This window comes from Streptosporangium sp. CA-135522, from assembly GCF_050949235.1.
Lineage (GTDB): Bacteria > Actinomycetota > Actinomycetes > Streptosporangiales > Streptosporangiaceae > Streptosporangium.
On sequence record NZ_CP192026.1, the window covers coordinates 2,908,221 to 2,927,057 of the forward strand.

Genomic DNA, 18,837 nt, shown 5'->3' on the forward strand with positions numbered 1-18,837 from the left:
ACTCCCCCCTCGCGCGGGGGATGACCGGTTCCTACCCCTTCAACGCGATGTCATGGGGACGAATGGGCACGCGGGGCAGGGGCAGGCCGGTGGCGGCCCGTACGGCGGCGGCCACGGCCGGAGTGGACGACAGGGTGGGAGGCTCGCCCGCGCCGCGCAGGCCGTAGGGAGCGTGCGGATCGGGGTTCTCCAGGATCGACACCCGCATGGGCGGCATGTCGAGGATTGTGGGGATCAGATAGTCGGTGAAGGAGGGGTTGAGCACCTGCCCGTCCACGACCTGGATCTCCTCCATCAGCGCCAGCCCCAGCCCCTGTGCGGAGCCCCCGTGGATCTGCCCCTCCAGCGCGAGCAGGTTCATGACCTTCCCCACGTCCTGCACGGCGGCCAGTTCCACCACCTTGATCAGACCGAGCTCCACGTCCACGTCGACCACGGCGCGGTGCACGCACAGCGCGAGCTGGGTGTGGGAGTCTCCCTGCCCGGTGACCGGATCCATCGGGAACGTCCGCCGGTGCCGGTACTCCCGGGTCTCCTCGACCACCACGGCCCGCTCCAGCGCCTCCACCAGCGACGACCCGTCGGCCCGCAGCTTGTCCAGCCGTTCTCGCACGGCCTCGCAGGCGGTCTTGACCGCGCCGCCGGTGACATACGACTGGCGGGAGGCCGAGGAGGAGCCTGCCGAGCCCACCGTCGTGTCGGCCTGGGCGACCGTCACCCTGTCGATGCCGAGCTCGGTGCGGGCGATCTGTTCCTGGATCGTCACCAGTCCCTGGCCGACCTCCGCCGCGGCGGTGTGCACCAGAACGTGCGGCTCGCCGCCGAGCAGCTCGACCCGGACCCGGGCCGTGGAGTAGTCGTCGAAGCCCTCGGAGAAGCAGATGTTCTTGATGCCCACGCCGTACCCGACGCCCCGCCGCACTCCCTCGCCGTGGGTGGTCTGCGACACGCCGCCGGGCATGTCCAGCAGGTCCGTGCCACCGGCCGCGGGCAGCGGCATCGCCGCGAGCTCGCGGAGCATGTCGGCCAGCGGCGCGGGGCTGTCGATCACCTGCCCGGTGGCCAGCGTGGACCCCTGGGAGACCGCGTTGCGGACGCGGATCTCGACCGGGGAGAGACCGCACGCCTCGGCCAGCCTGTCCATCTGCGACTCGTAGGCGTAGCAGGCCTGCACGGCGCCGAAGCCCCGCATGGCCCCGCAGGGCGGGTTGTTGGTGTAGACGCCGTAGGCGTCGATGTGGATGTTGTCCACCTCGTAGGGACCCACCCCGAGCGAGGCGGCGTTGCCGACCACGGCGGGGGAGGAGGAGCAGTAGGCGCCGCCGTCGAGCAGGATCTCCGCCCGGACGTAGAGCAGCCTGCCGTCGGAGGTCGCGCCGTGTTCGTAGCGCATCCGGGCCGGATGCCGGTGCACGTGGCCGAAGAACGACTCCTCGCGGCTGTAGACGATCTTCACCGGGCGGCCGGTGCGCAGCGCCAGCATGCACGCGTGCACCTGCATGGACAGGTCCTCACGGGCGCCGAACGCGCCGCCCACCCCGGCCAGCGACAGCCGTACCCGCTCGGCGGGGAGCCCGAGGCAGGGTGCGATCTGGTCGCGGTCCACGTGCAGCCACTGGGTGGCGACGAACAGGTCCACCCCGCCGTCCTCGGCGGGTACGGCCAGGCCGGACTCCGGGCCCAGGAAGGCCTGGTCCTGCATGCCCACCTCGTACTCCCCGGTGACCACCACGGGGGCCTCGAAGTCGGAGCCGACCCGGACCGGCTGGTGGCGCAGCACGTTGCCCCGGTCGTGGATCACCGGGCACGAGGGGTCGAAGGCGGCCCGGCGCGGGTCGGTGACCGCCTCACGGACCTCGTAGTCCACGACGATCGCCGCGGCCGCCCGCCTGGCCCGCTCGGGATGGTCGGCGGCCACCAGCGCGACCGGCTCTCCCTGATAGCGCACCTGGTCGATGGCCAGCACCGGCTGGTCCCGGTGCTCCAGACCGTAGAACTTCTCGCCCGGCACGTCCTCATGGGTGAGCACCGCCAGCACGCCGGGCATGGCCAGCGCGGGGCCGATGTCGACGGAGCGGATCCAGGCCGACGGATGCGGGCTGCGCAGGGTCACCCCCCAGATCATGTCCGCGAGATACAGGTCGGAGGAGTAGGCGAACTCGCCCGTCACCTTCAGCGTGCCGTCGGGGCGCGGCGCGCTCTCGCCGACGCCCTGGCCCAGGCCCTCGCGCCGGCTCTCGCGCGGGCTCTGCCGAGTCTCGATGCCGCTCACTCTTGCAGTACATCAGCCCAGGTCAGAGGTGAACATGGCGGACACGACGAAACGCGGGACGGGGCCGTCGGCGGCTCTTGTAGTTTTATCCAACTATGCGGATACGTGACCTGGTCGGGATAGAGGAGCTCAAGCTCACCCTCCTCGCGGGTGAGGAGCATCTGGACCGTGACTTCACCGGTGTGCAGATCACCGACCTGCCCGACCCCGGCCGCTATCTGTCGGGCGGGGAACTGGTGCTGTCCGGGCTCATGTGGCGTACCGGACCGGACGACTCCGAGCGGTTCGTCGGCCGCCTGGCCGAGGCCGGAGTGGCCGCGCTCGGCGCCGGCAGCGCCTGGCTCGGCACGGTGCCCGACGACCTCGTCGAGGCCTGCCGCACGTATGGTCTGCCGCTGCTGGGAGTGCCCGTCGAGATCTCCTTCCGCACGGTCGCGGAGATGGCCGCGCCCCGGCACGTCGAGCTGCGCGACGCCCTCGGCCGCCACCGCAGGATCGTCACGGCGGTCGCCGAGGGCGCCGGCCTGACGGAGCTGTGCGCGCTGATGGACGAGGAACTCGCGATGACGGGCGCGGTGGTCTCGGCCACCGGCGCGGTGATCGCCGGCGTCCTGGACCAGGCGGACGCCGTACGGCTGGCGCACGAATATCTGAGCGCGTCCCGGCTGCCGCACGCGGTCCGCACCCCGGCGGGGACCTTCACCCTCTTCGGCGTCGGTCGCGAGCACCGCGCCGCCGGCTGGGCGCTGGTCTGCGGCGGCGACCTGCTTAACGAGGCGGACCTCGGCTTCGAGCTGGCGGCCTGCGTCGCGCTGGAGCGGACCAGGGCGGAGGAGGGCAGGAGGGTCGAACGCCGTCTCGCCGAGCAGCTGATCGCCCTGGCCTGCTCCGCGGGGAGCGACCCCGCCGAGCTCAACGCCGGACTGCGGACCTGCGGGATCGGCCCGGCCGAGCCGTACTCCGTGGTGAACGCGACCGTCGTCCGGCCGGGGGTGAACCAGGGGCCGGACCCGGCGAAACTCGGCGGCCAGGTCCTGGAGGAGCTGCTGCGTCCCCGGGTGGTGGCCGCGGCGGGAGCGGACGGGGCGGTGGCGTTGGTGCCGCTGGCCGGCACGGCCGGCGAACTGGCCGAGACGCTACGGGCGGGCACGCGGGCGCTGGAGGCGGGACTGCCCGGAATCCGGGTGTCGATCGGGGTGAGCGCCGCACTGTCCGGCCCGTCGGCGATCCGGGGCGGTGCCGAGGAGGCGGGACACGCGCGGCGGCTGGCGGAGGCGCGCGGCGGCGCGGTGGTGACCAGCGACGAGATCTACACGCACGCGCTGCTGCTGGCCACCGTTCCCGACGACGTGCGGCGGTCGTTCGCGGCGAGGCTGCTGGACCCGCTGTTCGACTACGACCGCCGCCATCATTCGGACCTGGTACGGACGCTCGGCACGTTCCTCGACTGCGTGGGTTCGTGGAACGCCTGCGCCGAACGGCTGCACGTCCACGTCAACACGGTCCGCTACCGCATCCACCGGGTGGAGGAGCTCACCGGGCGGGACCTGTCCTCGATGGCGGACCGGGTCGACCTGTTCCTGGCCCTCAGAGCATCATGACCTCGCCCGGAGCCGTGCCCGGTCCACCCTGAGCGGCCAGGAGAGCCTCCGCCCTCCGCTCCGCGGAGGGCGGAGGGGCGTCGTCCCGCAGTGATTCCACCAGATGCTCGATGGGTGTGGGGTGTTGGCCCTGAGGAGAAGCGCCGTCGGGAGCCGGCGATGTTTGAGGCGCCGGATGCGGATGGTGCTGTCATCGGCAGTACGGATGATCAAGCTGCCGAGTAGGAGAAATGTCGTGCGATGGGCTCAAAATGTCATCTACCCCAGTCCGTCCTGGGTGGTGCCAAATAAGACTTGTGAGGTTAACCGTAGGCATCCATTGGCGCGGATGGTTTATCTTGCAGATAAGTCTGTTTGTAATGTATTGGGAATGTATCCAGTCATCTCCGACATAATGTCCTATCGTTAGGATTGCTGGAAAGTTGGATTCGCCAGGTGCGCCGGAGCTTTGGAGTGGCCGGCCGATGTGAGGGCGGTGTTCCCATCCGAGGCCCAGGGTGTGAAGTCGGTGCGAAGCTTCACGCTTCACGCGACCTGATGGCATCACGGGGTGTGGCCCCCTGCTCCGAGTGGCGCGAGCGCGACGGAACGGGTGGTCAGGGGGAAGGGGGAACTTCTGCTTCTTAGCCGGTTCGGGAGAGTCTTTTACTCCACTTTCACGGCACTCTTGGGTGTTTAGTGCGAATCGCCCAGTATCGTGCTGAGGCTCTCGGATGAGTCCTGGAAGCGGGCCTTGCCGGTGACTTGGCCGCCTGACCGTTACCTTCATCTGGTAAGTAGGCTAACCGACCGTCATTTTCCTCTTGTGATCGGCGTTGAAATGTGATTTTCTCACGCCATGCCGATGGCGTGGTGGCCGGTGAATCTGCTCCCCGGCGGGCCGCTCCCATGTCCGGGATCGAGGCCTGCCAGAGAATCGCCGACGTGCTTCTGAGCCGTGAGAGGTGAGAAGCACGCCGGACGGTTCTCGTCAAAAATTAAAAAGGTCGGCTGACGCGCACACCGGGGGGAGCCGGTGGCGGTTTCCGGCCACGGTCTGTTCTCCCGCTACACGTATGGGTGACCTCCGGCCGATCAGCCCGGCCACTCCCACATGGTGGTGGCCTGAACTAGGGAGGGCTGAGGGGCAGACGAATCGGCGTTAGCGGCCGTAGCATTGCCTGCGACGGCAAACGTGGCCGTAAACATCACGGCGAGGGCAGACAAGGCAAGTCGTCGACGCACGGGGAGACTCCTGTCGTAGGTTTCTGCTGCTCAAGGCTATCTTTCAAGGGGTATCGTGACCGGTCAAGACCTCGTGGGGCAGCGGATCAAAACTGTCCGACGTCAGCGCGGCCTCTCCCAGGCACAGCTGGCCCACCCTGAGTTGTCAGACAGCTACGTATCACTCATCGAGAGCGGAAAGCGCACTCCGACGCCTGCCGTCCTTGAGCTGCTCGCGGCCAAACTCGACTGCTCGCTCACCTACCTGGTCAACGGGGTGACGGCCGAGCAGATGGAGGAGATCGAGCTCGCGCTGCGCTACGCCAGGCTGGCGATGGACAACGGCGAGGTCGCCGAGGCGCGGACGCGCTACGCCGAGCTTGTCACCGACGGCGGCCTGGCCGGCCTGCCTCAGCTACGCCAGGACGCCGAGTACGGCCTCGCGCTGGCCACCCACGCCTGCGGCGACCTGGACGGGGCGATCGACCTGCTGAGCGGGCTGAGGCAGGGTAGCGCGACCGAGATGGCACCCGATCGGCACGTCAGCGTCGCCGTCGCGTTGTCGAGGTGCTACCGCGAGCGGGGCGATCTGACGGAAGCCGTGCAGGTCGCCGAGCAGATCCTGGGCGGAGCCGTCCGGCCCGTCTGGACGGAAGGACTGATCGAACTCGGCACGGCCCTGCTCGCCGCCTACGCCGAGCGCGGCGACCTGCTGAGGGCGCACCAGTTCGGCATCGAGCTGCTCGCGGCCGCCGAGCTGGTGGCGACTCCCCGCGCCTTCGTTCTCGCCCACTGGGCTGCGGCGATCGTCGCCGTCGAGACCGGGCGGTCCGACGAGGCGGTCGCACTCGCCGACAAGACCCTCGCCATCTACTCCGAGAACGGTGAACTCCGCGAGCTGGCCAGACTCCGTGTCGACTACGCGCAGATCATGATGCTCGCACGGCCGACGGGTGTCATGACATGGCGCGACATGCTCGTGCGCGTGGAGACGGAGCTCCAGGAGAGCGGGGCCAGCGCGATGGGCAAGATGCGGTGCGCGCAGCAACTGGTGCATTGCGAGCTGCTGCTCGGACACCCCGAGCGTGCGAGGGTGCACATTCAGACGGTTCTGGACCTGATCGACGACATGCCCAGGACGTTGCAGGTCAGAGCACACCTTCTGGCCGGAGAGGTGATGGCCGCGCTCGGCCGTTCCGAGGAGGCCGTGCGCGAGCTGGCCATCGCCGACGGCTGGTTGGAGCAGGAGCCCGCCACCCGGCAGACCGCCCACCTGTGGCTGACCGCGGCGCAGGTGCTGGAGCACATCGATGAGTCGGCCCGGAGCGTGGACGCCTACCATCGGGCGCTGGCCTGCGTGGGATTGTAGATCCACAGAAGATCGGGACGGGGAGGTCGGGACCGCGTGACGGCGTCGGTAGCCTTGGGATTGCCATGAAGACTTCCCCAGTCGCGGTCGTTCTCGCGCTTCTCGCCACTCTCGTCCTCGGCACGGCCTTCGCCTCTCCCGCCCTCGCCCATGACACGCTCAAGAGCAGCAATCCTGCCAAGGGCGCCAAGGTCGAGAGCCTCAAGCAGGTGAAGCTGACGTTCAGCGCCACGGTGCGCTTCCCGAACGTCGTCGTGCACACCGCGGACAACGTCCCCCGGCAGGACGGCAAGCCCGTCGTCGACGGCGCGGTGGTCACCCAGAAGCTCAAGGGCGACCTCCCGCCCGGCGCATACGTCATCGCCTATCGGGTGGTCTCCACCGACGGGCACCCCATCGAGGGCGAGATTCCCTTCACCCTCGTCGGGTCCGAGACACCTTCCCCGTCGCCGTCCGGGGACGCTTCCGCGTCCGCGTCGCCGTCGGAGGACGGTACCGGATCCCCGGCGCCCGCCGAAGGCGCGACCGCGGCCACGTTCGCCCCGGCCACCGGCGCGCTCAGCCCCGCCCCGGCAGCGCAGGCGCAGGACGAGTCCGGATCCTCCGGCGGCGTGCCCGGCTGGATGTGGCTCATCGTGGGCGGTGTGACCGGCGTCGGCATCGGCCTGTTCTTCAGCATGCGCAACAAGAAGCAGCCATGAGCCGGCAGGAGCAGGCCGTTGCCCAGGCCGAGCGGACCGGAGCCGGCCGGACGGTGAAACTCGTGCTCGCCGGTACGGCCGCCGCGGTGGCCGGCCTGGTGATCGCCATGGTCGCCGGGGGCACCGCGACCCCGCGCATCATCCCCGGCCTGCCCGACGAGGGCGTGCTCACCCGCTGGGGGCTGCCGCTGGGCAAGCTGACGATGGACGTGGCGGGCGTGCTCACCGTGGGCGTGCTGCTGGCCGCCACGGCTCTGCTTCCCAACGACAAGGGCCTGCTCGGCAAGCCCGCTCTCACCTACGTCAAGGCCGCGTCGTGGCTCGCGCTCCTGTGGGCGGGCGCGGCGGGCGCGACGCTGGTGTTCAGCCTGTCCGACGCGCTCGGCCTGCCCGTCCTCGAGGTGCTCGCCGGCAACGAGCTCACCAGCTACGCCAGCCAGGTGTCGCAGGGCATCGCGCTCACCCTGGTCGTGCTGTTCGGAGTCGCGATCGCGTTGTTCGCCCGTGGGGCGATCACCGTCGGCGCGGCCGGCGGCCTGCTCGTGCTCGCCCTGGCCACCCTCCTGCCGCCCGCGCTGACCGGGCACGTCGCCTCCTCGCCCAACCACGACCTGGCCACCACCGGCGTCGCGGTGCACCTGCTGGTCCTCGCGCTGTGGGTGGGCGGCCTGGCCGTGCTCTGCGTCCACGCGCTGCGCAGGCAGTCACACCTGGAGATCGTCGCCACCCGGTTCTCCTCGATGGCGCTGTGGTGCTTCATCGCCGTGGGCCTGTCAGGGCTGTTCAGCGTGCTGGCCCGCCTCACCTCGGTCGCCGAACTGTTCACCTCGGCCTACGGCCTGCTGCTGCTGGCCAAGATCGCCGCGTTCACGGTGCTCGGTGCCTTCGGCTGGTGGCACCGCAGGCGGACCCTGCCCGAGCTCGCCTCCGGCGGGCCGGGGGTCTTCGTCCGGTTCGCCTCCGTCGAGATCCTCATCATGCTCGTGACCGTCGGGCTGGCCGTCGGGCTCGCCCGCACCGCACCACCTCCGGCGGTCCTCCCGCTCGACCGGGCCTTCGAGGCGCTGGGCTATCCCGTTCCGCCGGAGATCTCACCGGCCAACCTGGCTTCGCTGTGGTGGTTCGACCTCTTCTCCGGCACGCTGATCGCCCTGCTCGGCGGCCTCTACCTCAGCGGAGTCGTACGGCTCGCACGGCGCGGCGACTCCTGGTCGAAGGGGCGCACCGCCGCCTGGTTCACCGGCCTGCTGATCCTGACCGTCGCCACCCAGAGCGGCGTCGCGCGCTATGCCAAGGTGCTGTTCAGCGTGCACATGGCCGAGCACATGACGCTGTCCATGCTGGTGCCGATCTTCCTGGTGCTCGGTGCTCCCGTCACGCTGGCACTGCGCGCGCTCAAGCCCGCCGCCCGCCGGGGAGACCGGGGCCCGCGCGAATGGCTGACCACGATCCTGCACAGCAGGTTCGTCCGCTTCGTCGCCCATCCCGCGATCGCCACCGCGATCTTCGTGGTCTCCACCTACGCGCTGTACTTCACCCCGCTCTTCGCCGCCGCGATGGAAGAGCACCTCGGCCACATCGCCATGACGGTGCACTTCCTGCTCAGCGGCTCCCTGTTCTTCTGGGTGATCATCGGCGTCGACCCGGCGCCCTACAAGCTGCCCCACTACGCCAGGCTGATGCTCCTGTTCGTCACGATGCCCTTCCACGCGTTCTTCGGCATCGCGTTGATGAGCATGAGCACCGTGCTCGCCAGCGAGTGGTATGACCAGCTGGGCCGCACCTGGGGAGCCTCCGGGGTCGCCGACCAGCAGACCGGTGGCGCCATCGCCTGGGGCTTCGGTGAGATCCCGACGCTGATCGTGCTCATCGCGCTGGCCTTCCAGTGGTGGCAGGACGACGACCGCAAGGCCCGCCGTGCCGATCGCCGGGCCGACGCCGCCGCGGCCCGCACCGGCGGCAGCGGTGACGCGCAGCTCGACGCCTACAACGACTATCTGGCCAAGCTCAGCAAGCGCGATCGCGCAGAGTAGCCATCAGGCTACGCATCTCTATCTTTATCTCCCCTTTCGAGGGCCTCCGGTAGCCTTGAAGGCGGGGGATTCGGGCACCACCGTGAGCAGTGCAGCGCCTGGTCAGCGCGCGTCACACCCGGTCACACGGGCTGGTCACGGGCCGGCCCGGGGCCGGTGGCCGCCATGTGCATCAGGAAGGTTGAGCAGTGTCCGAGGAAGTGCGCATGCATGGAAGGCGGAGCCGCAGTCTCGCCCAGGCCATCGAGGAGCATCTCGCCGAGTGGGCCGAGCGCACCGGGATCGTCATCGAGATCTGGGCGCTGCCCGGGGAAGACGTTCCTCCCCAGTTGGCCAGGGCCGTTCTGGCCACGCTGGGTGAGGCGCTCGCCAACGTCGAGCGGCACAGCCGGGCCAATGTCGTCTCCGTCGCGGTGACCATGGGCGGCAGCGGGTTGCGCATGACGGTCAGCGACGACGGCGTCGGTTTCGCCGGTCCGGCCGCCGGTCGGGGCGTCACCGCGATGCGGAGCCATTTCACCGACCTCGGGGGCTCGCTCACCGTCAACGGCGTCGAGGGATCGGGCACCACGGTCACCGCGGCGGCACCCCGGATCTAGTCCGTTCCCGACGCTGTTCCCGGTGGCCCCGGGCCCGGGGCCACCAGGGGCCAACGCCATGCCCCGGAACCGGCGGATGGGCGGGTCGTCCTCGGCCGGCAGAACCGGCAGAAGCCGAGCCGCCCTGCGATCATCGGTCATCGAAGTGGCAGGTCAGCGGGCATATCCGGCGCAAGGCGTTATTGCGACAAAATCAGGGTCATTGTGTGGATCGGCGGCAACGGGGACGCTAGGGCAGCGTCAGGACCTCGTTGCCGGTGTCGGTGACCAGGATGGTGTGCTCGAACTGGGCGGTCCGCTTGCGGTCCTTGGTCACGGCGGTCCAGCCGTCGGGCCAGATGTCGTAGTCGATGGTGCCGAGGGTCAGCATGGGCTCGATGGTGAACGTCATGCCGGGCTCCAGCGTGACCGCCAGCGACGGGTCGTCGTAGTGCGGGACGATGAGGCCGGAGTGGAACGTGGTGCCGATGCCGTGGCCGGTGAAGTCGCGGACCACGCCGTAGCCGAACCGCTTGGCGTAGGCCTCGATGACGCGGCCGACCACGTTGAGCTGGCGGCCGGGGACGACGGCCTTGATGGCCCGGTTGGTGGCCTCGCGGGTGCGCTCGACCAGCAGGCGCGACTCCTCGTCCACGTCGCCGACCAGGAAGGTGGCGTCGGTGTCGCCGTGCACGCCGCCGATGAAGGCGGTGATGTCGACGTTGATGATGTCGCCGTCGCGCAGCACCGTGTCGTCCGGGATGCCGTGGCAGATCACCTCGTTGATCGAGGTGCACAGCGACTTGGGGTAGCCCCGGTAGCCGAGCGTGCTGGGGTAGGCCCCGTGGTCGCAGAGGAACTCGTGGCCGATGCGGTCGAGCTCGTCGGTGGTGACGCCGGGCGCCACGTGCCTGCCGACTTCTTCGAGCGCCTGACCGGCCAGCTTGCCGGCGATCCGCATCCGCTCGATGATCTCGGGCGACTTGATGTCGGCCTCGCCGGTCTTCGGGGATTTCTTCCCGACATACTCCGGCCGCTCGATGCCGGCGGGAACCTTGCGGATGGGCGAGATCCGCCCGGGCTGGAGCAGTGTCGTCATGGTCCCCCAGTCTAGTTGTGCTTCCCAGTGGGCAGTATTGCCGTCATGAGTGATCAGTGGTGGTTCTGCTTGAAGCACATGGCGGTCGAGCCCGACGAGGGATGTCCGAACAAGGACCGGCTGGGGCCCTACGAGACGCGAGAGGCCGCGGCCAACGCCCTGAAGACCGCGGCCGAACGCAACGAGGCGTGGAAGGAGGAGGACAAGACCTGGAACGGGGACGATTAGGGCGTGTCCCGTGGATCGTTGAACCGGGTCGCGGAGCCAGATCCTGACCGAGGCGACGTCCACGGTGTCCTGGTAGATCCGCTCGCGCTTGTCGGTGCGAAGGGCCACCGCGCGGTGGCCCTTCAGCTTGTTGAGGCACCGCTCGGCGGTGTCCGTTCGCTTCCCTCGTGGCCAGGCCTGCGCTTGAGCACTTCGACCGGACCGGGTGACGCTAGCCCACACGACCACGCAACAGTGGTCGTCGCCGTCCGATCCGTCCTCGGTTCACGGTCACGCGGGGCGGCACAGGGCGTGCTCGGCGGCGTCGGCCAGCAGGGTGGCGACGGTGTCGGTGGACAATGATCGTCCGGTGAACAGCAGGTCGAAGGCGTCGAAGCTGGTGTGGAGCCATAGCAAGTGACCGGCCTGGTCGACGGTGACCTCGTCGCGGAGCGCGCCTTGGTCGTGGAGGCGCTGAGCCAGATCGTTCATGCCCTGGGTGTGACCGTCCTGCAGCCCGGCGGACGGAGCCGCCGACGGCGTCGGCGTCGAGTTGCGCCATGGAGAACAGAGCGCGCAGCACGTCTGGTCCCAGGCGGTCGCGGCGTTCGACCCGTCGGCCAGGGTGTATTCGACCGTGGAGACCCGGATCCGGGCGGTGGCCACGCCGCCCGCCGCCGACATGGGAGGCCGTGGAAGACCCGGCCCGGTGCGGTCAGCCGTCCACGACCGCGTAGGCGCGGACCGGGAAGGTGCCCATGCCCGCCACCATCGGCGGGGCGGCGTGGAAGCGGAACCCGGTGTCGGGGAGCGCGGCCAGCCCGGTCATGTGCTCCACGATCGGGATGCCCGCGCCGAGCAGGAGGGTGTGCGCGGGACGCTCGCCGCGCGGCGGGGTGTCGTCGATGTTGAGCGTGTCGATCCCGACGAGCGCCGCGCCCTCGGCCACGAGCCACTCGGCGGCGGCGGGTTCGAGGTAGGGGTGGCCGTGGAAATACTCCTCGGTGCCGAAATGCCGGTCCCAGCCGGTGTGGACGAGCATGGCCTTTCCCCGCACGTCGCGTCCGGCGAACAGATCCGGGCCCGCCGAGCGCAGGCCCTCGGCGCGCACGACCAGTCCGGGCAGGTCGGCGATCGCTTCCAGCGGCACCCCGGACAGGTCCGGGCCGTCCGGGTAGCGGTGATAGGGGGTGTCCAGGTAGGTGCCGGTGTTGGCGACCAGCTCGATGCTGCCGATGTGGAACTCGGTTCCGGGCGCGTAGACCTCGCGGGAGGCCTCCCGGCTCAGATGCACGCCGAGCCGTGGCCCGGGAACCCCCGGATAGGTGCGCATGCCTTCGGTGATGCGGTGGCTCAGTTCGACCAGCCGGGTCACGGGACTCTCACCGTCTTCTTCCTGGTTCGGGCCATGAACATCCTTGCGGCGGCCATCAGGCCGATCACGCCCCAGACGACGTTGAGGATCGCCGAGGGCCAGGCGGAGTGGTAGGCCGAATTGATCATCAGGGCGATCGCCCCGACGAGGTTGATCGTCTGGTACGGCATGCCGTCCCCGGCCATCCGGGAGGCGGAGACCGTGGCGTAGCCGTACAGCATGAGACCGGCGCCGAGCCAGCCGAGCGTGTTGATCAGGAGGGACACCGGATCACGCGCCGGCGGACGAGGTGGGCATGCCTTCATGATTCCGGCTCTCGTCCCTGAAGGGCAAATAAAGTCTCCTAAACATCCACGTAAGCTCAGCTGTATGGACATCGATCCCCGGCGGTTGCGCGTGCTCCACGAGGTCGCGCGCCGAGGCGGCGTGATGCGCGCGGCCGAGGCGCTGCACCTGACCGCCTCCGCGGTCTCCCAGCAGCTCGCCCTGCTGGAGAGGGAGGTCGGGCTCGCGCTCGTCGACCGGTCGCAGCGCCGGGTGGCGCTCACCCCGGCCGGACGGGTCCTGGCCGGATACGCCGAACGGATCGAGGAGGAGCTGACCGAGGCGAAGCGGGAGCTGACCCGGTTCGCCGAGCTGCTGGCCGGGCCGGTGTCGATCGCGGCCTTCCCCACGGTCATCAGGCACCTGCTGGTGCCCGCGCTGGCCACCCTGGCCGAGCGCCACCCGCAGGTGAGGCCCCGCATCCACGAGCTGTACGGGCCGCCCGCGCTGCAGGAGCTCCGCCTCGGCGGCATCGATCTGGCCATCACCGAGCAGGACGCCGACGAGCCCGTCCCGGTGCGGGCCTCGATCGTCTCCCATCCCCTCCACGTGGACGAGTACCGCATCGTGGCGCCGCCGAGCTGGGCCCGGATCCCGCGCGAGGCCGCGGAGCTGGGCGGCGTTCCCTGGGTGGCGGGCCCGCCCGACCAGGCGAGCGGGCACGCGCTGGAACGGCTGGCCGCCCTGCACGGGTTCACCCCGGACCGGGCCCATGTGATCGAGGAGTTTCCGCCCGCCCTGGCTCTGGTGGCGGCGGGGCACGGGGTGGCGATCGTGCCGTCACTGGCCCTGCTGGAGGTCCCGGCGGGTGAGGTCGTGGTGACCGACATCACCGGCGTGGGCGCCCGTCGCCTGGACACTGTCACCCGTGTCAGCCGTACCCGCTCGGGAGAGCCCGGCCCCGTGCAGGCCGTGGTCATCGCCGCGCTCCAGGAGGCCGCCGGGGGGCTCGCCGCGCGGCTGGGGGAGCGTTATGAGGCCCTCTGAGCGGTGATCGGTGGCCGCCGGTTCGTCCAGCCGGTGACCGTCGGTCCTGCCGGTCGGCGACCTGTGGGTTTCCATCGGTCGCCGCCGGGTCCGGTCAGTCGGCGACCTGGGGGCCGCTGACGCGCTCCAGCAGCCTGGCCAGCCGGTCGCGCAGGCCGGTACGTCGCCCCCCTTCGCCCGCCGCCATGCTGACCAGGTGCTGGGCCCCGTCGAAGGTGATCGGGGCCTGGCCGGGGATCGCCAGCGCGTCGTGGGCCAGCCCCTCCAGGTCGGGGTCGCCGCCGTCCAGGGCCAGGATCGTGGCTCCGGTGCGCCGGGCGTCGCTCACCCGTTCCAGCAGTGCCTCGGGGGCCTGTTCCTCGGTCACCACGAACAGCGTCTCGCCCCGCCGGGCCCGCTCGATCCGCTCCAGCCCGACCCGCAGATGCGCGGGTGCGCCCGGATCGGGCCTCCATCGGACCAGGGTGGGGTCGAGCTGGGGCAGCCCGGCGAGCCGGGCCTCGTCGCCGAGGTGCGCGGTCAGGTGCCAGGGTTCGTCCTCGGGCGTGCCGACCACCAGCAGGCCCCCGGGGGACCGCGTCGCGCGCAGCGCGAGACCGAGTTCGCGGGTGCGCTCCACCCAGCCGGTGGAGCCGAGGATCTCGCGCAGGAGTGCCACCGACCGAGCGTCCATGCGTCCATGCTGCCTTAGTCACCTCCGCTTGGTCGCGCTAATACGGGCCCTGGCATGATCTGAGCATGCCGTGGGGGCCGGTGAACCCGGTGCCGACCAGCCCGTAACAACGCCGAGGAGCGACGAGTGAGCACTGACAATGTGGACGTGAGAGGGATCGCGATCGGGATCCTGGGTGGTACCGGCGATCAGGGCAAGGGTCTGGCCAGGCGATTCGCCATGGCGGGACACACCGTGCTGATCGGTTCGCGTAGCGCGGAGCGGGCGCGGGAGGCCGCGGAGGGCATCGGAGCGTCGGCGCGCGGTGCGGACAACGCGACCGTGGCCGCCGAGGCCGACGTGGTGATCGTGGCGATCCCGTGGGACGGCCACAAGTCCACCTTGGAGTCCCTGCGAGCCGAGCTGGCCGGAAAGATCGTCATCGACTGTGTCAACCCGCTGGGCTTCGACAAGCAGGGCGCCTACGCGCTGGCCGTCGAGGAGGGCAGTGCCGCCCAGCAGGCCGCCGCGGTCCTGCCGGACAGCCGTGTGGTCGCCGCCTTCCATCACGTCTCGGCCGTCCTGCTGTTGGACCCCGAGGTCGCCGAAGTCGACCTGGACGTCCTCGTCCTGGGCGACGACCGTGAGGCGACCGACACGGTCCAGGCGCTCGCCGGCCGGATCGCGGGCGTCCGCGGCATCTACGGCGGCCGCCTGCGCAACGCCCACCAGGTCGAGGCGCTGACCGCCAACCTCATCTCCGTCAACCGCCGCTACAAGGCCCACGCCGGGTTCCGCGTCACCGACATCTGAGGTCGCGCCGCCCGTTCTCCGGTTTCCGCAACGGGATCTCTCCGGCGGCCCGTCATCGGTCAGCTGCGGCCCGTCGCCGGTCAGATCCAGCCCGCGTCCTCGGCGATCCGGACGGCGTCGATCTTGTTGCGGGCTCCGGTCTTGGCGATGGCGCCGGTCAGATAGTTGCGCACCGTCCCGGCGGACAGATGCAGCCGTCCGGCGATCTCCTCCGCCGGGGCTCCCCGCGCGGCCTCCTTCAGCACCGTGGCCTCACGGGGAGTCAACGGGCTCGCGCCGTACGCGATGGCCGCCGAGACCAGTTCGGGGTCCAGCACCCGCAGCCCCTGGGCGGTGCGCCGGATCGCGTCCGCCAGGCGGTCGCCGGGGGCGTCCTTGACCAGGAACGCCTCGATGCCCTCCGCCAGCGCCCGGCGCACCTGGCCCGGCTGGCCCATGGCGGTGAGGATCAGGATCCGGCAGCCGGGCAGCCTCTCCCGCAGCTCCGCCGAGGCGGTGATGCCGTCGACACCGGGCAGGTCGATGTCCAGCACCGCCACGTCCGGCCGGGTCCGCAGGGCCGTGGGGACGATGTCGTCGCCGCGGACGACCTCGGCGACCACGTCGATGTCGGGCTCCAGTCCCAGCAGCGCGACGAGTGCCGCCCTGATCATGTGCATGTCCTCGGCGAGCAGTACCCGGATCACGCCGGCACCCCCTGGCCGATCGGAGCCCGCCTTCCGCCGGTCACGCCGATGCCTCCGCCGCGAGCCGGAATCCGCCGCCTCCGCCGGTCACGCCGGCACCTCCATCGCGAGCCGGAACCCGCCGCTCTCGGTCCGTTCCGCCTCGACCGAGCCGCCCAGGCCGCCGGCCCGCTCCTTCAGGCCGGTCAGGCCGGCGCCGTCCGCCGAGCGCCTGCGGGCGCGGTCGTTGACCAGCTCCAGCCGTACGGCGCCGCCGTGCGTGGAGGTGCTGATCGAGCAGGTCGTCGCCTGGCTGTGCCGTACCACGTTGGTGACCCCCTCGCGCACCGCCCAGGCCAGCGCCTCGTCGACCGGCCGAGACAACCGGAGCTCGGCGAGGTTGGTCTGGCAGCTCACCCCGGAGACCTCCAGCAGCGCGACCGCCCGGTGCACCTCCTCCGTCAGCGACATCTCCCGGTAGCCTCGCGCCACCTGCCGCACCTCCTGGGCGGCGTCCCTGGCCACATGGATCAGCTCGGCCAGCTCCGCCTCCGCCGCCGCGGGGTCGCGACCGACCAGCCTGCGGGCCAGGTCTCCCTTGAGGGCGACGGCGGTCAGGCTGCTGCCCAGCCCGTCGTGCAGGTCCCGGGAGATCCGCAGCCGCTCCCGCAGCACCGCGGCCTCCGCCAGGTCCATCCTGGCCTGCTCCAGTTCCCTGCTGACGACGACCAGCCGGACCACCCCGTAGATCACGAACCCGGTGACGAAGAGGGTCGTGACGGCGTAGAGGCCGTTGAGCGGAGCGAAACCCCGCGGGTCGCCGCTCCCGGCGGCGACGAAGTCGACCACCGTCATCAGGACCAGGCAGCCGAGGGCGAACGGCGGCCGCAGGCGCAGGAGCACCGAGCCGAGCAGGATGGTGTGGACGCCCCACCAGAAGCCGCCGGCCTCGGGCGGGAGGATCGCCATCGGGGCGTAGGCGGCGGCCGCCTGCACCACGAGCCCGGCGACCGGCCCGCCCGGTTCGGCGCCGCGCAGGGCGGCGCGGACGTGCAGGAAGTGCGGGATGAAGAATCCGGGCAGCACAGCCGAGAGCACCGCGATCCCGGCTGCTCCGCCGTACCGGACCATCAGGATCGCCGGAGAGATCGTGAAGCCCACGGAGATCAGCACGACCACGCCGACGGCCAGGCGCTGGGGGGTTGTCCGCATGGCAGGAAACCTACGGCTTCCTGGTGTCCCATCGAAACCACCGGCTGACCGCGAAGAGCCCGATCGCCGCCCAGACGGCCAGCTTCAGCGCGGGTACGGCCGCCGCCCGCAGATCACCGGCGAAGGTGCCGTCCGCCGCGTAGGCCGCCTGGGCCGCCTCGACGACGGCGCCGGTGGGCAGCAGGCCGAGCACCGTGCGGACCCAGCCGGGAAGGATCTCCAGGATCGGGCCGAAGCCGCCGGCGCCGACACCGGCCAGGAAGAAGACCGGCATGGCCATGACGGCCGCCAGCTCCGTGCGGGGGACGATCGCCGTGAACGCCGCTCCCAGCAGGCACAGGACGGCGGCGCCGGCGACCACGAACACCAGATACAGCAGCGGGTCGCGCGGCACCGGCAGGCTCGTCAGCGCGTACAGCGACACCGAGACCACGGCGGTCAGCAGCGTGCCCTGGACGACCAGGTTGCCGATCTCCCCGCCGAGGATGGCGCGGTCGCTCAGCCCGGTGGTCCGCATCCGCTTGAGGAGGAGCTGGTCGCGGCGGGCGGTCAGCGTGACCGCGATCTGGCTGAACGTCGCGAGGGTGAGGACCATCGCGAGCACTCCCAGATGCTGGTCCAGCAGGAACTCCGGGTGCCCCGCGCGGATCTTGTCCATCATGAACGGCAGCCCGATGCCCAGCCCCAGGAACAACGTCACGGACGTGCTCAACGCGGTGCGGTCCCGCCAGAACAGGCGACCGCTGAACCGGGTCACCACCGCCAGATCGCGTGTGGACACGCTCACGCCACCTTCCTTCCGTCTTTCTCGCCGGCGGCGAGGTCCAGGAACAGATCTTCGAGCGTCGCCGTACGGACCTCCAGGCCGCGCAGGCGCAGGCCGCGCTCACCGGCCCAGCCCAGCAGGGTCTGGGCGGCGAGATCGGGGTCGGCGACCCGGCAGACCGCGGTGTGGCCCTCCATCGTGGTGACGGGCACCGGCAGTTCCTCCGGGGCGACGCCGGAGGGAAGCTCGAAGGCGACCCGCCCCGTCCGGGCGGCCAGGGTCTCGGCCATGCCGCCGCTCGCGACGATCGTCCCGCGATCCATGATCGCCATGCTGACGGCCAGCCGCTGGGCCTCCTCCAGGTAGTGCGTGGTGAGCAGGATCGTGGTTCCCTCCCCGGCCAAGTCCCGGATGACCTCCCAGGTGTTCTGGCGTGCCTCGGGGTCCATCCCGGTGGTGGGCTCGTCGAGGAACAGGACGTCGGGCCGGCTCAGCACGGCCAGGGCCAGATCCAGGCGACGCTTCTCCCCGCCGGAGAGCTGGCGCACCTTCGTCGAGGCCTTGGCGCCCAGCCCGGTGAGCTCCAGAGCCTGCGCGCGCGGCCGGGGGGCGGCGACGAAGTCCCGCCAGGCGTCCACGGTCTGCGCCACGGTCAGGTCCGGGAAGAACCCCGCCTCCTGGAGCATGATCCCGGTGCGCGCCCGCACCCTGGCCCGATCCCCGACCGGATCGAGGCCCAGCACGCGTACCACTCCCTCATCCGGGGTCTGGAAGCCCGCCAGCACCTCCGTCGTCGTGGTCTTCCCCGCGCCGTTACGTCCGAGCAGGGCGAAGATCTCACCCTGTGGAACGTCGAAGGAGATATCCGCGACGGCCGTGAAATCCCCGTAGCTCTTTCTCAGCCCATCCACCTGAATCGCTGTCATGCCTTCGATCCTGGAGATCGGGCGCATCCGGCGACAGTGAGGAATTCACGACTT

18 protein-coding genes are annotated in these 18,837 nt (G+C 70.6%); 8 read left to right on the top strand and 10 right to left on the bottom strand.

The annotated features are described in order from the left end of the window. Positions 1–31 precede the first annotated feature (31 nt). On the bottom strand, positions 32–2,272 hold the full coding sequence (locus ACQPYK_RS13810; protein ID WP_433254974.1) for a xanthine dehydrogenase family protein molybdopterin-binding subunit: 2,241 nt from the start codon (positions 2,270–2,272) through the stop codon (positions 32–34). A gap of 95 nt (positions 2,273–2,367) precedes the next feature. Between ACQPYK_RS13810 and ACQPYK_RS13815 the strand changes: the two genes are divergently transcribed. From ACQPYK_RS13815 to ACQPYK_RS13835, 5 genes are all read left to right on the top strand, one after another. Then, on the top strand, positions 2,368–3,873 hold the full coding sequence (locus ACQPYK_RS13815) for a PucR family transcriptional regulator (protein ID WP_433254976.1): 1,506 nt from the start codon (positions 2,368–2,370) through the stop codon (positions 3,871–3,873). A 1,279-nt stretch (positions 3,874–5,152) separates the two neighbouring features. Then, on the top strand, positions 5,153–6,445 hold the full coding sequence (locus tag ACQPYK_RS13820) for a helix-turn-helix domain-containing protein (protein WP_433254979.1): 1,293 nt from the start codon (positions 5,153–5,155) through the stop codon (positions 6,443–6,445). 65 nt (positions 6,446–6,510) lie between these two features. Further along, positions 6,511–7,146, top strand: coding sequence for a copper resistance CopC family protein (locus ACQPYK_RS13825; protein ID WP_433254982.1), 636 nt, complete (start codon positions 6,511–6,513; stop codon positions 7,144–7,146). Next, complete coding sequence (locus tag ACQPYK_RS13830) at positions 7,143–9,179, top strand: cytochrome c oxidase assembly protein (RefSeq protein ID WP_433254984.1); 2,037 nt, start codon at positions 7,143–7,145, stop codon at positions 9,177–9,179. Before ACQPYK_RS13825 ends, ACQPYK_RS13830 begins: the two co-directional genes overlap by 4 nt. A 206-nt stretch (positions 9,180–9,385) precedes the next feature. After that, entirely contained in the window at positions 9,386–9,778 is a 393-nt protein-coding gene (locus ACQPYK_RS13835; protein ID WP_433254987.1) for a sensor histidine kinase, read from the top strand. A gap of 229 nt (positions 9,779–10,007) precedes the next feature. Here ACQPYK_RS13835 and map read toward each other — a convergent pair whose 3' ends face one another. Then, a complete protein-coding gene (gene map / locus ACQPYK_RS13840) occupies positions 10,008–10,856 on the bottom strand; it encodes a type I methionyl aminopeptidase (protein ID WP_433254990.1) in 849 nt (282 codons plus the stop codon). A 45-nt stretch (positions 10,857–10,901) separates the two neighbouring features. Here map and ACQPYK_RS13845 point away from each other — a divergent pair, with 45 nt between their 5' ends. Then, entirely contained in the window at positions 10,902–11,084 is a 183-nt protein-coding gene (locus tag ACQPYK_RS13845) for a hypothetical protein (protein WP_352072892.1), read from the top strand. A gap of 270 nt (positions 11,085–11,354) precedes the next feature. Here ACQPYK_RS13845 and ACQPYK_RS13850 read toward each other — a convergent pair whose 3' ends face one another. Genes ACQPYK_RS13850 through ACQPYK_RS13860 form a run of 3 tightly spaced genes read right to left on the bottom strand, consistent with a single transcriptional unit; the run spans position 11,355 to position 12,704 of the window. After that, a complete protein-coding gene (locus ACQPYK_RS13850; protein WP_433254993.1) occupies positions 11,355–11,747 on the bottom strand; it encodes a hypothetical protein in 393 nt (130 codons plus the stop codon). Positions 11,748–11,778: 31 nt separating this feature from the next. After that, a complete protein-coding gene (locus tag ACQPYK_RS13855; RefSeq protein WP_433254995.1) occupies positions 11,779–12,438 on the bottom strand; it encodes a cyclase family protein in 660 nt (219 codons plus the stop codon). Continuing rightward, the gene (locus ACQPYK_RS13860; RefSeq protein WP_433254998.1) at positions 12,435–12,704 is read right to left on the bottom strand and encodes a CBU_0592 family membrane protein; all 270 of its coding nucleotides are present in this window, start codon (positions 12,702–12,704) and stop codon (positions 12,435–12,437) included. Before ACQPYK_RS13860 ends, ACQPYK_RS13855 begins: the two co-directional genes overlap by 4 nt. A gap of 103 nt (positions 12,705–12,807) precedes the next feature. Between ACQPYK_RS13860 and ACQPYK_RS13865 the strand changes: the two genes are divergently transcribed. Then, the gene (locus ACQPYK_RS13865) at positions 12,808–13,749 is read left to right on the top strand and encodes a LysR family transcriptional regulator (protein ID WP_433255001.1); all 942 of its coding nucleotides are present in this window, start codon (positions 12,808–12,810) and stop codon (positions 13,747–13,749) included. Between the two features lie 94 nt (positions 13,750–13,843). On the opposite strand, the gene ACQPYK_RS13870 is transcribed toward ACQPYK_RS13865, so the two are convergent. Then, positions 13,844–14,422 carry a hypothetical protein gene (locus tag ACQPYK_RS13870; protein WP_433255003.1) on the bottom strand — a complete coding sequence of 193 codons (579 nt, stop codon included), beginning with the start codon at positions 14,420–14,422 and terminating at the stop codon, positions 13,844–13,846. Between the two features lie 126 nt (positions 14,423–14,548). Between ACQPYK_RS13870 and npdG the strand changes: the two genes are divergently transcribed. Continuing rightward, complete coding sequence (gene npdG / locus ACQPYK_RS13875; protein WP_433255006.1) at positions 14,549–15,214, top strand: NADPH-dependent F420 reductase; 666 nt, start codon at positions 14,549–14,551, stop codon at positions 15,212–15,214. An 80-nt stretch (positions 15,215–15,294) separates the two neighbouring features. Here npdG and ACQPYK_RS13880 read toward each other — a convergent pair whose 3' ends face one another. From ACQPYK_RS13880 to ACQPYK_RS13895, 4 genes are all read right to left on the bottom strand, one after another. Beyond that, positions 15,295–15,900 carry a response regulator transcription factor gene (locus ACQPYK_RS13880; protein ID WP_433255009.1) on the bottom strand — a complete coding sequence of 202 codons (606 nt, stop codon included), beginning with the start codon at positions 15,898–15,900 and terminating at the stop codon, positions 15,295–15,297. Between the two features lie 87 nt (positions 15,901–15,987). Continuing rightward, positions 15,988–17,091 carry a sensor histidine kinase gene (locus ACQPYK_RS13885; protein ID WP_433255012.1) on the bottom strand — a complete coding sequence of 368 codons (1,104 nt, stop codon included), beginning with the start codon at positions 17,089–17,091 and terminating at the stop codon, positions 15,988–15,990. 10 nt (positions 17,092–17,101) lie between these two features. Further along, on the bottom strand, positions 17,102–17,878 hold the full coding sequence (locus ACQPYK_RS13890) for an ABC transporter permease (protein ID WP_433255015.1): 777 nt from the start codon (positions 17,876–17,878) through the stop codon (positions 17,102–17,104). Then, the gene (locus ACQPYK_RS13895; protein ID WP_433255018.1) at positions 17,875–18,783 is read right to left on the bottom strand and encodes an ABC transporter ATP-binding protein; all 909 of its coding nucleotides are present in this window, start codon (positions 18,781–18,783) and stop codon (positions 17,875–17,877) included. The genes ACQPYK_RS13890 and ACQPYK_RS13895 overlap by 4 nt, the downstream gene beginning before the upstream one ends. Positions 18,784–18,837: the final 54 nt, after the last annotated feature.

Bases quoted from the DNA above. Each gene is read 5' to 3' on its own strand.
- ACQPYK_RS13815 (WP_433254976.1), top strand. From the start codon at position 2,368: ATGCGGATACGTGACCTGGTCGGGATAGAGGAGCTCAAGCTCACCCTC.
- ACQPYK_RS13825 (WP_433254982.1), top strand. From the start codon at position 6,511: ATGAAGACTTCCCCAGTCGCGGTCGTTCTCGCGCTTCTCGCCACTCTC.
- ACQPYK_RS13830 (WP_433254984.1), top strand. From the start codon at position 7,143: ATGAGCCGGCAGGAGCAGGCCGTTGCCCAGGCCGAGCGGACCGGAGCC.
- ACQPYK_RS13835 (WP_433254987.1), top strand. From the start codon at position 9,386: ATGCATGGAAGGCGGAGCCGCAGTCTCGCCCAGGCCATCGAGGAGCAT.
- map (WP_433254990.1), bottom strand. From the start codon at position 10,856: ATGACGACACTGCTCCAGCCCGGGCGGATCTCGCCCATCCGCAAGGTT.
- ACQPYK_RS13845 (WP_352072892.1), top strand. From the start codon at position 10,902: ATGAGTGATCAGTGGTGGTTCTGCTTGAAGCACATGGCGGTCGAGCCC.
- ACQPYK_RS13850 (WP_433254993.1), bottom strand. From the start codon at position 11,747: ATGTCGGCGGCGGGCGGCGTGGCCACCGCCCGGATCCGGGTCTCCACG.
- ACQPYK_RS13865 (WP_433255001.1), top strand. From the start codon at position 12,808: ATGGACATCGATCCCCGGCGGTTGCGCGTGCTCCACGAGGTCGCGCGC.
- ACQPYK_RS13870 (WP_433255003.1), bottom strand. From the start codon at position 14,422: ATGGACGCTCGGTCGGTGGCACTCCTGCGCGAGATCCTCGGCTCCACC.
- ACQPYK_RS13885 (WP_433255012.1), bottom strand. From the start codon at position 17,091: ATGCGGACAACCCCCCAGCGCCTGGCCGTCGGCGTGGTCGTGCTGATC.
- ACQPYK_RS13895 (WP_433255018.1), bottom strand. From the start codon at position 18,783: ATGACAGCGATTCAGGTGGATGGGCTGAGAAAGAGCTACGGGGATTTC.